Annotated in this window: 11 protein-coding genes; 8 read left to right on the top strand and 3 right to left on the bottom strand. The window is 62.2% G+C overall.

The window, feature by feature from the left end; translation table 11 throughout:
* Nucleotides 1-86: 86 nt before the first annotated feature.
* The 6 genes from I41_RS05580 (at nucleotide 87) to I41_RS05555 (ending at nucleotide 7,327) form a co-directional block, all read left to right on the top strand.
* Nucleotides 87-917 (top strand): hypothetical protein, encoded by an 831-nt coding sequence (locus tag I41_RS05580; protein WP_145431604.1) that lies wholly within the window; start codon nucleotides 87-89, stop codon nucleotides 915-917.
* 151 nt (nucleotides 918-1,068) lie between these two features.
* Nucleotides 1,069-2,517 carry an FHA domain-containing protein gene (locus I41_RS05575; protein ID WP_145431603.1) on the top strand — a complete coding sequence of 483 codons (1,449 nt, stop codon included), beginning with the start codon at nucleotides 1,069-1,071 and terminating at the stop codon, nucleotides 2,515-2,517.
* 187 nt (nucleotides 2,518-2,704) lie between these two features.
* Nucleotides 2,705-4,807, top strand: coding sequence for a serine/threonine-protein kinase (locus I41_RS05570; protein WP_145431602.1), 2,103 nt, complete (start codon nucleotides 2,705-2,707; stop codon nucleotides 4,805-4,807).
* 1 nt (nucleotide 4,808) lies between these two features.
* Nucleotides 4,809-6,080 (top strand): hypothetical protein, encoded by a 1,272-nt coding sequence (locus I41_RS05565; RefSeq protein WP_145431601.1) that lies wholly within the window; start codon nucleotides 4,809-4,811, stop codon nucleotides 6,078-6,080.
* 35 nt (nucleotides 6,081-6,115) lie between these two features.
* Nucleotides 6,116-6,754 (top strand): RNA polymerase sigma factor, encoded by a 639-nt coding sequence (locus tag I41_RS05560; protein ID WP_145431600.1) that lies wholly within the window; start codon nucleotides 6,116-6,118, stop codon nucleotides 6,752-6,754.
* Between the two features lie 168 nt (nucleotides 6,755-6,922).
* Nucleotides 6,923-7,327, top strand: a complete 405-nt coding sequence (locus tag I41_RS05555; RefSeq protein ID WP_145431599.1) for an anti-sigma factor — start codon at nucleotides 6,923-6,925, stop codon at nucleotides 7,325-7,327.
* A gap of 52 nt (nucleotides 7,328-7,379) precedes the next feature.
* Here the strand turns inward: I41_RS05555 and I41_RS05550 are convergent, their stop codons facing one another.
* The 3 genes from I41_RS05550 to I41_RS05540 all read right to left on the bottom strand — a co-directional run bounded on the left by I41_RS05550 (nucleotide 7,380) and on the right by I41_RS05540 (nucleotide 11,325).
* The gene (locus I41_RS05550; RefSeq protein ID WP_145431598.1) at nucleotides 7,380-8,807 is read right to left on the bottom strand and encodes a GNAT family N-acetyltransferase; all 1,428 of its coding nucleotides are present in this window, start codon (nucleotides 8,805-8,807) and stop codon (nucleotides 7,380-7,382) included.
* 103 nt (nucleotides 8,808-8,910) lie between these two features.
* The gene (locus tag I41_RS05545) at nucleotides 8,911-10,524 is read right to left on the bottom strand and encodes a hypothetical protein (protein WP_145431597.1); all 1,614 of its coding nucleotides are present in this window, start codon (nucleotides 10,522-10,524) and stop codon (nucleotides 8,911-8,913) included.
* Nucleotides 10,525-10,530: 6 nt separating this feature from the next.
* Nucleotides 10,531-11,325, bottom strand: a complete 795-nt coding sequence (locus tag I41_RS05540) for a glycosyltransferase family 2 protein (RefSeq protein ID WP_145431596.1) — start codon at nucleotides 11,323-11,325, stop codon at nucleotides 10,531-10,533.
* 965 nt (nucleotides 11,326-12,290) lie between these two features.
* Between I41_RS05540 and I41_RS05535 the strand changes: the two genes are divergently transcribed.
* Entirely contained in the window at nucleotides 12,291-12,551 is a 261-nt protein-coding gene (locus I41_RS05535) for a hypothetical protein (protein WP_145431595.1), read from the top strand.
* Nucleotides 12,552-12,734: 183 nt separating this feature from the next.
* Nucleotides 12,735-13,805: a type II secretion system protein gene (locus I41_RS05530; RefSeq protein ID WP_145431594.1), complete on the top strand. Its 1,071-nt coding sequence runs from the start codon at nucleotides 12,735-12,737 to the stop codon at nucleotides 13,803-13,805.
* Nucleotides 13,806-13,841: the final 36 nt, after the last annotated feature.

Below are 13,841 nucleotides of genomic sequence, written 5' to 3'. Positions count from 1 at the left end.
GGCCCGCCAAGCCTCGTCGCCGCGGAAAGCGATCCACTCACGTCTGCCCGAGCCTACGTTTCGGGCCATTTTCGGAGGCCAATGCCATGATCAAGAAGCTGATCGTAACGACGCTGGGCGTCGGAGTGCTGGGGGGGGTTCTCGGCGCCACGAACCTCGGCAGTTATGTCACCACCGGTTGCCGTCAAGTTTCGGACTCGGTCGAAGACAGCGTCCCCATGACGTTTCAGATCGACCGCGCCCGTAACATGGTGCGCGACTTGGAGCCCGAGATTCGTCACTCGATGCACGTCATCGCCAAGGAAGAGGTCGAGGTGGCTGAGCTCGACAAGCGGCTCGAAACCGCAACTGCCAAGGCCGAGAAGGACAAGTCAGAAATTATGCGACTGCAGAGCGATCTCAGCAGCGGCAAGAACGTCTTCCGCTACGCCGGCCACAGCTATAGCGAAGGCGAAGTGAAGGAAGATCTCGCCCGTCGATTCAACCGTTACAAGACCGTCGACGGCACGATCGAAAGCCTGCAGCAGATGCGCGACGCCCGTCAGCGCAATCTTGATGCTGCCCGCGAGAAGCTCACCGCCATGATGGGCGCCCAACGTCAACTGCAGGTCGACGTCGAGAACCTTGAAGCGAAGCTGAAGCTGGTCGAAGTGGCCGAGGCCTCGAGCGACTTCCAGTTCGACGACAGCAAGTTGGCCCGCGCCAAGCAACTGATGGTCGACATCCGTACCAAGCTCGACGTCGCCGCGAAGCTGGCCAATGCCGACACGACGTTCCAGGAAGAAATCCCGCTTGACGAGACCGAAGCCGAAGACGTCACCACGCAAGTCGCCGAATACTTCGGCCTCGAATCGGAAAGCGACGACCTGAAAGCCCGCAGCGAAGCTAAAATCGCCACCGCGAGCTTTGCTGAGTAGTACGCCGGCTATTTTTTACCACAGAGCACACAGAGAACACGGAGGAAGAAGGCGAGTTAGTAACTTGAGCGAGAACGCTCGACGTCTCTTGCTTTCTTCTCTGTGAACTCTGTGGTCTCTGCGGTTAAAGCTTTGTCGTATGCCTTACAGGATGTCCCTCATGTTCCCGGCATGGCGATTTCAACTACGCGAAGCTCGCCTGGCCATGGCGGATGGTCGGTGGGATGAGGCTGCCGAGATGCTCAGCAGCGAGAAGCTTCGCGAGTTCTTGCCCGCCAAGCGGCTCTCCCAGGAACTCGCCGGGCAGCTGGTGACGCGGGCTCGGCAGCGCATCGAGAACGGCAACAGCCAGGCGGGCTGGAAGGATCTCGATCGGGCGGCGCGCCTCGGCGCCGTCGAAACGGCCCTCAGCGACGTTCGGCAGGACGAAACCCGCCGGCGGCTGCAAAAGGCCCAGAATCTTTTGGCCCAGGGTGACGCGGCGGCGGCCCGGCAGGCCTTAGAACGGATGGAACACCGGCGTTTGGGCGGCGTCGATCGCCGCACATGGCAAATGATTGCTCAACATCTCGAACATTCTGATCTGCGAGCCCGCCGCGGCGACGTGACCTCCGCGATTGAATCGCTGGAGAAAGCGCAGCGACTACTGCCAGGCGATGCGCCGGAGAATGTGCGGCTCGGCTTGCAGGATCGTTCCGCCAAACTGCACGACGCCGCGGCTTCGATCCACCAGCTCGACTCCCAACTTCACGCGGCCCTCGCTGCAAGCAACTGGACGGAAGTCCTTAAGACGGCCGAATCCTTGCTAGAATTAGCTCCACAGCATTCCGCGGCGCGGCAAGCCCGTCATCGCGCGTGGCAGGTGGTGGGAATGGAAGTCACGCTTCCCTACAAGCCGAACGGCCTCGCCGCGAAGACGCCCTGGCAGCGCACCCCAGCCGCGCAGCGATTGGCAGAGAGCACGCGGCAGCTAGCGCGAAACGGCAAGGTGGATACGGTGATCAACGAGCGGACTCCCGGCAAGCGCATCGTCGCATGGATCGACGAAGTCGGCGCGTACATGATTTGCATGGGAGACGAAATCGTCCTGGGGCAACCTGCGGCTGAAGGGGGCGTCGACGTGCCGATCTTGGCCGACCTCTCCCGACGGCACGCCATCGTCCGCCGCGAGCGCGAAGCCTACGTCCTCACGCCGCTGCACAAGACGGCGATCGACGGCCGTATCGTCACCGAGCCGACGGTGCTCCGCGACAAGTCGCTGATCACGCTCGGCAATGGCGTTGAACTGCGCTTTCGCAAGCCCCACGCCTTGAGCGCCACGGCCGTGCTCGAAATTGTTTCGCGGCACCGAACTGAACCTGCGGTCGACGCGATCGTCCTGATGAGCGAGAGCTGCATCCTGGGTCCCCAATCGCACAGCCACATTCGTTGTCGCGACTGGACAGGCGACTTGGTCCTGTTCCGTCGCAACGACGAACTGATGTGCCGGACGCAAAAACAGATTGAAATCGAAGGTCAAACCTGCACCGGGCAGGCGGCCGTGAGCGGCAATTGCCGAATCGAAGGCGAAGAATTCGCCTTAAGCCTCGAAGAATTGTGAAAGTCGCCGCCCGCCGGCAAGGCCGGTTACAATAAAGCGAATGTCAAATACGTTTACCACAGAGGACACAGAGAGCACGGAGTCAGAGCATTTAAACCGCGTCGAGAACGTCTGAAGCAATTCTCCTCCTCTGTGTTCTCTGTGGTGAAAGCGATTGACGAACCATCGAGATCGGAATGACTCGACCATGACCGCACTTTTGGAAATGAATCCATCCCCCGTCCAATCCGACGACGTCGACTTGCAGGTCAAACCGCCCATGCGGTTCACCTACCCGAGCGGCTCGCGACCGTTGGATGGCTACACGATCAAGCGCGGCGTCGGCCGCGGCGGCTTCGGCGAAGTTTACTTCGCCGTGAGCGACGCCGGCAAGGAAGTCGCGCTGAAGCTGATCCGGCGCAACCTGGAAGTCGAGCTCCGCGGCGTCACCCATTGCTTGAATCTCAAGCACCCAAATCTCGTCGCCCTCTACGACATCAAGTCTGACGAGCACGAAGATCGCTGGGTGGTGATGGAATACGTCTCCGGCGAGTCGCTTGAAGACGCGATCGATCGCTACCCGAGTGGTATGCCGACGGCCGAGGCGATGCGCTGGTTCGAAGGAATTTGCGCAGCCGTCGCTTATCTCCACGATCACGGCATCGTCCATCGCGATCTGAAGCCAGCGAACATTTTTGTCGACGACGGCATCGTCAAGATCGGCGACTACGGCCTTTCGAAGTTCATCTCCTGCAGTCGCCGTAGCGGACAGACCGAGAGCGTCGGCACCGTCCATTACATGGCGCCGGAGATCGCGAACGGCCGTTATGGCCGCGAGATCGACGCCTACGCCCTGGGCATCATCCTCTATGAGATGATCACCGGCCGCGTGCCGTTCGAAGGCGAAAGCGTCGGCGAAGTGCTGATGAAGCACCTCACCGCCGAACCGAAGCTGGAACTGCTGGACGAACCGTTCCGCACCGTGGTGCGCGGCGCGATGGCAAAGGATCCCGAGCAGCGGATCAATAGCGCCGCCGAAATGATGCAACTCCTGCGGGGCGTCGATCGCGGAGCGCAACCGTCGCCTGCGTTCGCTGCCGCAACCGCGAACGGATTTAACAGTCCGGGCGGTCCAACTGCGCCGCCGGTGCGTACCGCGTCCATGCCCACTCGGGACGACAGCCTCGTTGCGTTCTTCCACCGCGACCCCGAGCCCCTTTGGCACGGCGTCGAGTCCGTCTGGAAGACGGTGCGACGCGACATGAACTACGACCAATGGCCGATCGTCGGACGGTTGGCCTTTTTGGTTGGGTGTTTCATCGCTGTGACGCAGATCTGGCCGGTGGTAATGGCGCTCTTGACGACGTTCGTCGTTCCTTACTGCCTTTATCGTATCGTTCGGGTCATTGTGCAGTCGACGACGACAGATCCTAACGTCCGTCTGGAAGTTGTTGGCGGCAACAATCGGTCGGCGTTCGCAGTAGACAGTCCGCTGGCAAATGAATTGACCGCAAGCGAAAGCGCGCCGCCCACCCATCAGCCTCAGCTGGCAACGGCGGCTCAGCCTGTCTCAACGAAGCATCCTTGGCGGCGCCGCGGACAAGCAAGCTGGCGGCATGCGGCCTATCAGGAGTTGCAGGCGCGGCCTGCCCGCCAACGTGCGAGTTCGGTGCTCGGTTCAATGCTCGCGGCTGGCATCGTCGGCCCGGTGGCCGCGCTGCTCGCTTGTCTGATCATCGCGCCGGAACTCCATCTGGAGCTCTACCTCTGGATGGCGATGGTCACCTCGCTCGCCAGTTGGGCGCTGATTATTCCGAGCCAGCTCATTGAAGGGAAGATGGAGGATCATGCCCCGCTCCGCTTCTTTAACTTGCTCGCCGGGGCGTTGGTTGGCCTCGCCGCTTGGGCAATCTCGAACATGGCGTACGTCGGGTTGCCCGCTTCCCATGGTTTTTCGCCCGGCCCGACTGAGACCATGTTTCAAGAGTTGTTTGATTGGAACGTCGACGGCGTGCAGGCCGCGTACAACAGCGGCAATGTGATCGTCCCGATGACGATGCAGGTCGCCTATTTTGCCTTCCTGTTCGTCGCCCTGCGGTGGTGGCGGATGGCCGAGTGGACCCGCCCGAGCCGCGTAAGCCTCTGGGCAATCGCGTTCGCCGGGTTCATTGGCTGGGCGCTCACCTTCCTCTGGTGGTTCCCGCAGCCGACCGGGATGCTGTTAGCGGCGGCGATCGCGTTCACCGTGCAGTTATCGAGTCCTTGGCTGTCGCCAAGCCAGCGCCGGGAGCTGGCGCAGAGGGCCGTCTAACATGATGCCGGTAGTCTGGGTCAATCTCGTCGCGATCATCCTCCTCGCTTTCGCAGTTGGATTGATGAGCCGTTTGCTGCGACCGCGATCCCATTCCAGTCCAGTCGGATGGTTCTTCCTCCTTGGAATACTGCTGTTTGGACTCGTGTTCTTCGGCTTCTTCACCGTTCGAGTGGAGCGTCACGTCCAAGCCCCTGTTGAAATTGTGACGCCAATGCCGCAGATCTTCGACGCAGAACCGATCGCCGCCCTGTCTCCCGTAGCACCCGTACCGCCGCAGCCTATCATGGCAGGCGAGTCGATCGAGGAAATGTGGAAGAAGCTGACCGCGCCACGGATCAACTTGGAAGAGGCCGTCGAAACCGCAAGCGACTCGCCTCGCGTCGGCCCAAGTTCACCCCAAGAACTGACTGAAGCCGCCAAGGTGATCCTCTCGGCCTCCCTACCGGGCGCGGATCCGTTCACGCAAGGCTGGCTGGTAAATGCCGCGAAGTCGATCCTGGGTATGCCCGTGAGCGAGCAGGACCAAGTCGAACTTCGACAAGCGGCGACCGAGGCCCGGGCGATGCACGAACATTCGATCGGCGCCGCTGGCGAGTCCGCAACTTCTGCGTCGATGCAATCCGAAAATGGTGCGGCGCCCGTGGCTCTTAGCACTGAAGCCCTCAGCGTCAGCACGGTCGTCGAGCCACGGGTCGATCGGATTCAGCCGGTGATCACTGAGGAGATCGCCGCCCTCCCCAAACCTGATTGGGTGGTAAATCCGCCGAAGCAAATTGGGAACGTCCGCAAGTTTGTCGTGACCTCCGATCCCTACCTGACCGCCGACGAATGTCGCCAGGATGCTGACAACAAGATGCAGAGTCTCGCGTTGGCTCGCGCCGCTGAACTGTCGGGCGTTGAGATGCGACGCTGGGGCGCCGCAAGCCTTGCGGACTTGGGACTGGGGGGCGATTACGTCCGTCGCGAGCTGTGCACCGACGAATACGTCGACGTGTTTGATAGTTCGGTCGGGCAGATGCGGAAGACCTATTCGCTCCTGGAGTTTAACGAGGCCCAGGACGCCTTGTTGGTCGATCGAGCCCGTTCTTACTCGCGGCAGGAAGGGCTACTGGGCGTCGCGCTGATTGGCAGCGGCGTCCTCGGCAGCGTGGCAACCTTGTTCGGGCTGCTGAAGATCGACACCTGGACCCGCGGCTACTATACCAAGCGGTTGTTTCTCGGCGTTCCAGCGGCCATAATCACGGTCCTAACGATGCTTTTCCTGTCGTAGGGACGCGACCTGCCGACGTTACGCCTCTGCACTACATGCCCACCTCCGCCCACCCCGACGCGATCCTGGTCGAGGCGATCCGCCGCGGCAAGCCCGACGCTTGGAGCGATCTGATCGCTCAATACGAGGGGCGACTCCTGTCGTTCGTCGACAGCCGCCTCCGTCGCCGCGCCGCCAGCGAAGACGTCGTCCAAGAGACGTTCATCGGCTTTCTCACCAGCCTGCCGAACTACGATCCGCGCCGGCCGCTCGAAAGCTGGCTCTTCACAATCGCCAGTCACAAGCTGACCGATCACCTGCGCCGCGAAGGCCGCCGCCCCGCCATTCCGCTGTCGTCAGCCGACGGCAGCGGCGGCAACTGGGAACCGCGCGGCGCCGCCCGCCCGGCCAGCAGCATCGCCCGCAGCGGCGAACGGCGACAGATGGAAGATGAAGCCCTCGCCGAAGCGATAGGTCGCCAACTGGAAGGTTGGCGCGCGGCCGGCGACTGGGACAAAGTCAAAGTGATGGAGCTGCTGTTCGTCGTCGGCGCCACGAACAAGGCGACCGCCGAGCAAGTCGGCCTGACGGAACAGCAGGTGGCAAACTTCAAGTTTGATTTCCTCGAACGCTTGCGAAAATTCGTCAAGCTGCAACGGCTCAGCGAGGACGTGTTTCCCGAGCTGCATGAATGACTCATCGGTGGCGAAGCCGGAAGATCATTTATCACGGAGACACAGAGAAGACGGAGTAAATTAAAGAAAGTCGTAACATCCATGCTTGCCATGCTCCTCGCATTGGTCTTCTCAGCGATCTCCGTGCCTCCGCGGTGACATCAATTGACTTATTTGGCACATAGAACCATGCCCTACACCGACGCTGATCTCGACGCCTTCCTCGACGAAGGGCTCCCCCCTGCCCAAATGGCGGAATTGGAAGCGACCCTGCGCGACGACGAGGCGTTGCAGAAACAGCTCGCCGCCGCCGTCGGCCGCCGCGATGCGGGCGTCCATTCGCTTGGCGCCATTTGGCGGCGCCATCGCCTCAGCTGCCCGACGCGGGAACAACTCGGCAGCCATCTCCTCGGCGTGCTCGACGCCGGCCAGGAGGACTATCTTCGCTTCCACCTCGAAATCGCCCAGTGCCGCTACTGCCAGGCGAGCTTGCAGGACCTCCGAGACCAGCATTCGGCGACGGAAGCGGAAGTGATCGTGAAGCGAAGGTCTCGATACTTCCAATCAAGTGCCGGATATCTCTCCGGCAAGTAGGAAGACCCCAGTCATTCTGAGCGATGCGAAGAATGACAAGCGGCACGCCATCCTACAGCCGCATGAACTCCAACGGCGACTGCCAAAACAACCGCGGAACGAATAGCGCAGCCAACGTTGATTTAAGTTCCGGACTCGAGAGCCGGAGCGTCTTTCGCTCGACGGCCTCGTTGATCGCCAGATTTCCGGCGAGCAGCGACTCGAACGTTGGGCGATCACACTCCACCCAATCAGCCGGCCGATCGCCCATCGGTTCCAGCCGTGCGCTCCGGCGGGTGAGCGTGAAGCGATAGGAGGCGTCGGTCGTCGTGATGCCGATCTCGGTCGGACGCGGCACGCCGGCGTGGTGCGCTCGCTGCCGCCAGAGCGGGTAACAGCGCTCGACCCAACGCTCCGGCGAAAGTAGCCGCATCAGCAGCCGAGGGCTGTTTTCCTTGCGGTCGCTGATCCAGGCGCCGCCAGCGGTCACCATCAGTTCGTGGAGCGGATCGCTCGCCGGGGTATAGAGTGAAATGGAATGGTGATCGCGATCGATGGCGTCGCGACAGGCCCTGGCGAGCATATGAACTCGCGCCGTTGGGAACTTGGGCAGCGACATCAGCTCGACGATGCAGGAACCTCGCACGACGGCATACCCCGCGGCCTCGCCGAGCAGACCCAAGCTGCTGTCGCCGTTGGTCGATGCAGCGCGGTTCGTTTCCAAGGCGAGCAACACTTGGTCCTGAGCCTTGCGACCGATGAGCCATTGCCAGCACTCTTCGGAGCGAAAGAGGGGACCCCATAACTCGGCGGCGGCGGTCTCGTAGATGCTTCGTACGGCGTCGAGCTCGAAGTGTCGCCACGTGCGGACATCCAGCGATCCCTTACGCCGCTTCCGGGCGCGTTCTTGGGCATCCAAATAAGCCAATACCGTGCGGGCGTTCGCCCGGGTGTGGCCCTGGCCGCGAAGCGGGCTCCAGCCTTGGCGTTCAAACCAGGCGTGTCGGTCGGCGTTCACTAGTCCCAGCACGGCGCCTTCAGCAGTGGCGATCTGCTCGGCTGCTGCCAACAGGTCGCGATCGTAGGCCGACTCGCGATACTCCGGCAGCACGGCGAAGTCCTCAAGCTTGACCACCGGCATGCGCTGGCCATCGAACCACGCGATGTGGCTCGCGACATGGGCGTGGGCCAGCAGTTCCTTTTCAAGCTGGATAAGCAATCGGTTACTCGGGCGATAGCCCGGCTCATCGAGACGACTCTGAAAGTCGTCGGCAACCGCCGTTTGCCTCGCTTGCGTCAGCAATTGGACGACCAGCGGATGATCGCCGGCGTTGCCGGTAACGATCCGCCCGCCGTAAGGCAGCTCCCTGACTGCCGCCCGATCTTGCCGCGCGACGAGACTGCGGCCGTTGCCGGCGTGACGGTTAAATGCCAAAGCGGGAGGCGACTCAACGTCGTCCAAATCCGCCTCGCCCTGATTGCGGTTCGGTGGCGCGGACATGCGTGCGGTGGCCCTACTTTCTGTTCCGGAAAGTCGCCGCGCGTCGACAAGAGGAGTGCGCGGCAGTCGGCTCGGCTGCCCTTCATCCAAGAGCGTATAGCACTCAGACCGGGAAATCCAGCAAAAACTTCTCAAGGAGTTCGCGAGGATATAGGCAAGAAGCGTACTCGCGGGAATTCAGTACGCGACTGGCTCGCAGATGCTCGCTGGCGTCTGCCAGCTGCTGCGCAATCGACGCCCGCACGTCGGCGACGTACGGCTGCAGCGCCCGATTGGCCGCCGCAATCTCTCGATGCCGCTCGCCGCCGTTGGCCGAAGTCTTCGCCACGGCCAGCCAGCGGAGCTTGCTCGCGATCAGTTCGGACGCTTCGCCGTTCGCCCCAGAAGCGGCGAATTCGACATGCCGCTCCGGATGGTACGTCAGTTCGCGAAGGCGTTGCTGCAGGGCCTGCACGGAACCCGCCTCATCGGCCGTGCGGGCAATTGGCAAGCGCAGCGTCCCGGAAATTGCCGCAAAGGCGGGCGGCGCCGTACCGAAAAACCGCTCGCAAATCGCGTCGGTCGCTTCGTCGTATTTGGCGCCGCCGATGCCGTGGATGAACAGATCGGCGACCGCCAGCCGCGCAAACATCGTCGTGATCAAGGCCCGCGAACGCAGCTTGATCCCTTCATGTTCCCAGACGGCGAGTTCCGCCAGGGCCTTCTCGCCAGCGTCGTCGCAGACGCAGGAAAGGCGTCGTTCAAACGTTTTCCGGTCGGTGGCGACCAGCCCAGCTCCATCCTTGCGAACGTAAAGGGGCCGTCGGTTCGGCTCCGCGGCGGTCCAGACCCAATAGGGCGCCTGGAACCATTCGCCCTCGACGGCGAGGTTCGGCACCGGCTGCGCATGGTTGCGGAGGCGGTGGACGCGGCGGTACTCGCCCAGGGCGTCGTTGTAGGAGACCGCAAACCGAGGCAGTTCGTTGAACAGATGAAGCGTGAACCGCCGAAAGGCGGCGGTCTGGCACATCTCGCTCTGCGGGAGTTCCAAGTTACGGCGGCCCCATTCAATCTCTGCCAGGTGCCGAGCCTGGGCCAGCGCCAGCCCGATCCGCCCAGTCGCCGCGGCGCGCTCCATGGCGAGAGGCCACCAGTGGTCAAGCATCCGATCGTTCAGCAGGTCGCGAGTCGCCTCGGCCACTCGCTGGGGAAAGGTCATCCAGCGTTCGGCGTGGTGAATCGCCCGCTCTTCCCACGGCATTTCCTCGGCGGGGCCGTCGAAATCCACCGATTCCCACCGCGGGCTGTTGGTCGTTCCCGCGGGAACTCGAATTGCCGTCGAACGGCAGGCGTCGCCGTCGATGACCAGGTTGAGCGATATGGCGCCCTTGGAAGAGCACAACGCGGCGGCCGCGAAGTTCTTCACCCACACGCCGGGGTGGACCAATTCCGGCTGGTGTCCGGTGACGATCAGGGGAGCAGTGCAAACCCCTCCGCGAGGCCCGTCCGTGGAGGTTGGGAAACTGCTGTACGTTGCAACGTAGGCAGAGGCCCGTTCTAGGGTCTCACGCCGCGCGTCGACCGCGAAGTCGTTGAGCGGCCGCCCCAGAATCGTCAGCTGAGTCTCGCGGCGCCAGGCGACGTTGGCAGCGACGATGCGGCACAACTCGCTCCACGGCGGGGCGATCAGCTTTTGCCCGCTCTCGGCCGGCGCGCGATAGCGAGCGTATTGGGGCACAGCAGCTCAGGAGCAACTTGAAGGACAACCCTGATACTGCTCGTTGCAGCGGGGCAGGGCCAAGGGATTGGACGGTTGCCGCTCGGCACATGCCTTCACGGCCCGATCAATCACCGAGTGGTAGTAGGCGAGCCGCTTCGCCGAGTCATCAAGCGCGCCGCCGAAGCTCCGCTTCTCATCGAGGTAGACCAGCGGGACGGCGGCTTCCACAATCTTGAGCCCTTGGAAGGCTGCCTGCACCCACAGTTCCAGCGGCATCGCGTAGCCAGTTTCGGTCAGGTGAAGTCGCTTCAGGGCCTCCACCTTGTAGGCCTTGAACCCGCAGAAGGCATCAGTCAGCTGGAGTCCGAGGCGACAATTGAGTTCGTCGGTCACTTGGACGTTGATGCGGCGGCGATCGATCGGCGGGGCGCCTACCGAGCCGTCGAGGCTCAGGTAGCGGCTGCCGGAAACCAGATCGACGTCCGCGCAGGCGGCGGCGAGACTGCCGATCAACTGCGGCTCGTGCTGGCCGTCGCAGTCGATCGTCACCAGCACGTCGTAGCCATTTGCAATCGCGTAGTCGAACGCCGTGTGGAGAGCGGCGCCGTAGCCGCAGTTCTGCGAGTGGGAGACGACAATCACGTCGTCGCGGGTCACGAGCAATTCGCGGGTGCCGTCAGACGAGCCGTCGTCAACGACCAGCACGTCCTGAGCGTTCCGCACCACCTGGTCGAGGACCTCGGTGACGTGGTTGACTTCGTTGTACACCGGCAGGGCGGTGAGGAATCGCAGGGCAGGGGAGGCTTGGCGGGCGTTCATGGTGGCGGGTTGCGTTAGGGGGAGTGCGGTGGGTCGCGGCCCCAAGGTTTGAAGAACCAGTGGCGAAACGCCAACGAATCGACCTCCGCTGGTACGCTGCGCGTGTTCCGCGGGTTCACGCGTCAGCTATCATCGGCACTCCCTGCCTCAAGCTACCGGGCCATTCTAGACGCCGGTGCAACCGGGTCAACTCGCCCTAAGCGGCGGCGGCACTTGGAGTTTCGCACAACAAATCAGTCGCCAAAGGGCCGCCATACGGCGCTCTAGGTTGGCCAGCGAGCGGCGCGACGCGGCCTCAAGGTTTCCGTTATCAGGAGAAATGCGTCGCGATCGGTGAACGGATCAGACGTTTGGCGTTACGGGCGGCTTGCCATTGAACGGTCTCCCGCCGAAAGGGTTTTCCCGCAGTTTTCCCGAGCCTCAACTGCTGCCGAGGTAAATAAATATGCCCGCCTTTTGCAAGCCTGCCATGTCTGCCAACTGCGACGCGCTAATTTTGTTGGCCGACTTGGAACATGCGTCTCTATTCCGATCCTATGCAGACCATTTTGCGATGGCATCAAACGAACCGAACCGTCAAAGATCGTCTTCAATAAGATTGCTACTGACCGAGTTCGGGGTCGAAGCAGCGTGCTGGTCGAGCCGAAAACTCGACAGTCGTTGCAACGTAGCGAATCGCGCGGCCAATTTCTGTAGAAAAGTCGCGGGATCTTTTTGGTGCGGCCTTCGCTGGCGAATGCGTTGAACGCGTCAGTTCTCCACTGCGATGAAGTAGATCGCGCTGATTGATTTCGCCCTCCCTCGGCTTGACGTTGAAGCCCGATCGGCTGCCGTCACGAGTCGCTTCAGCCCACGGCCGTTGCCCCACAAAAAAGATTGCTAGTCGACATTAAAATCGTTACGCTACGTTGCGTCTGCCGTCTGGAACAACGGCAACCCTTGTCACTTGGAACGGAGATTGGGCCATGAGTTTTCTCTCTCCCGCGATGGCGTGCGTTGTTGCGCCGCCAGGCGAGTCGGCTGAATCTTGCTCGCCGACCGCCAAGCGTTGCCTACCAGCGAAGTCGCCTTGCCGCTGGTCCGCCAATGCGTTTCAACGTCCTGCCTTGCTCGCGTCGCCTCCCTCAGGAGGGAGCGACCCCGTCGAAGGTTTACGGAGCGCCGGAGTGCCGATCTCGCTGATCCACCGCGTGCGGATGCGACTGTTGTCGCTACTTGGCCGCTGACCGCGTGGTTCTGGCTGCAGTCGTTGCCAGTTCGTCGACCGGCTGATGCGCGGTTCGTTAATCGGCCGCTACTGAGACCCTCGCCCCTTAGGGCGAAAATCGACGTGTGTCGAGAATGAATGGCTTGAAATCTTGAGTGACACGACGCGCATTTCCTCCCAGCAAGACGGGCCGGAAGACATCATGGCCTCCTCAACTGGCCGACATGGCGTGACGCTGATCGAACTGCTGGTCACCATGCTGATCATGGCGATCATCGCCGCCGCCTTTCTCGGCACCCTTTCCGCGGCAATGGAGAGCGCCCGCAAGAAGAAGACCCAGAGCACGATCTCGAAGATTCACGCGCTGATCATGGAGCGCTATGCGAGCTACGAGACGCGGCGCATCGACGTCGATCCTAGTATCACGCATGCGCTCGACCGCTGGGCCGCCGAGCCGGCGTCGCCGCTAGAGCGGCGCGTTCGCTCGATCGCGCGGGGGCAAATGCTCGCCGACGCTCGCTTGCTGGGCTTGCGCGAGTTGATGAAGCTCGAAATGCCGGAGCGCTGGGCGGATGTGACGCACATTCCGCAGATCTTATCCAAGGCGCCGCCGTTGGCTGAGGAGTACTATCGCTACTACTTGCAGACACAGGGAAGGGCGGTTGACGAATACGTGAGCGAACGGGCCGAGACGTTGTATATGGTCGTGATGAAGGCGACCGGCGACGGCGAGGCGCGAACGCATTTCTCCAAACAGGAGATCGGCGATCTCGACGGCGACGGCGCGTATGAGTTCATCGACGGCTGGGGAACGCCCATTGCTTGGCTCCGTTGGCCCGCCGGCGTGGTTTCCGATCTGCAGCCGCTAAACGCCGACGGCTCGCGCCCCAGCGAGACCGATCACGATCCATTCGACCCGTTTCGGCGAGATTCGCCAGCCGTCGCTTGGCCGCCGCTGGAATACTATCCGCAGGTCGGCCCGCGTAACGGCAATTTCCGCCTGGTCTACTACCGCAACCTGCGAGAGCGGATCGATAGATCGCAGGCAGTCGCCGCCTCCCACCTGACCGCCTTCCGCATGGTTCCATGGATCGCTTCGCGTCGCGGGCGGCAGCGTTATTTTATCCTCATCGCGGATGACGAGGCGGTCGCCAGCCATCCTCTCGATCCCTATGTGGGGCTCACGTCCGACAGATATCAGAATGGTTGTCCTGATCCAGGTTTTTTGGATGAGTACAAGGGGAACATCACGAACCATCAGGTCGATTTCTGAGCCAGAGAAGTCGGCAGCCGAGTGCAGGCCGCTGCG

Source organism: Lacipirellula limnantheis (assembly GCF_007746075.1).
Classification (GTDB): Bacteria; Planctomycetota; Planctomycetia; order Pirellulales; family Lacipirellulaceae; genus Lacipirellula; species Lacipirellula limnantheis.
Note: the sequence above shows the minus strand (reverse complement) of the source record. Positions and strands in the feature narration are given on the sequence as shown.

Bases quoted from the DNA above. Each gene is read 5' to 3' on its own strand.
- I41_RS05580 (WP_145431604.1), top strand. From the start codon at position 87: ATGATCAAGAAGCTGATCGTAACGACGCTGGGCGTCGGAGTGCTGGGG.
- I41_RS05575 (WP_145431603.1), top strand. From the start codon at position 1,069: ATGTCCCTCATGTTCCCGGCATGGCGATTTCAACTACGCGAAGCTCGC.
- I41_RS05570 (WP_145431602.1), top strand. From the start codon at position 2,705: ATGACCGCACTTTTGGAAATGAATCCATCCCCCGTCCAATCCGACGAC.
- I41_RS05565 (WP_145431601.1), top strand. From the start codon at position 4,809: ATGATGCCGGTAGTCTGGGTCAATCTCGTCGCGATCATCCTCCTCGCT.
- I41_RS05560 (WP_145431600.1), top strand. From the start codon at position 6,116: ATGCCCACCTCCGCCCACCCCGACGCGATCCTGGTCGAGGCGATCCGC.
- I41_RS05555 (WP_145431599.1), top strand. From the start codon at position 6,923: ATGCCCTACACCGACGCTGATCTCGACGCCTTCCTCGACGAAGGGCTC.
- I41_RS05550 (WP_145431598.1), bottom strand. From the start codon at position 8,807: ATGTCCGCGCCACCGAACCGCAATCAGGGCGAGGCGGATTTGGACGAC.
- I41_RS05540 (WP_145431596.1), bottom strand. From the start codon at position 11,325: ATGAACGCCCGCCAAGCCTCCCCTGCCCTGCGATTCCTCACCGCCCTG.
- I41_RS05535 (WP_145431595.1), top strand. From the start codon at position 12,291: ATGAGTTTTCTCTCTCCCGCGATGGCGTGCGTTGTTGCGCCGCCAGGC.
- I41_RS05530 (WP_145431594.1), top strand. From the start codon at position 12,735: ATGGCCTCCTCAACTGGCCGACATGGCGTGACGCTGATCGAACTGCTG.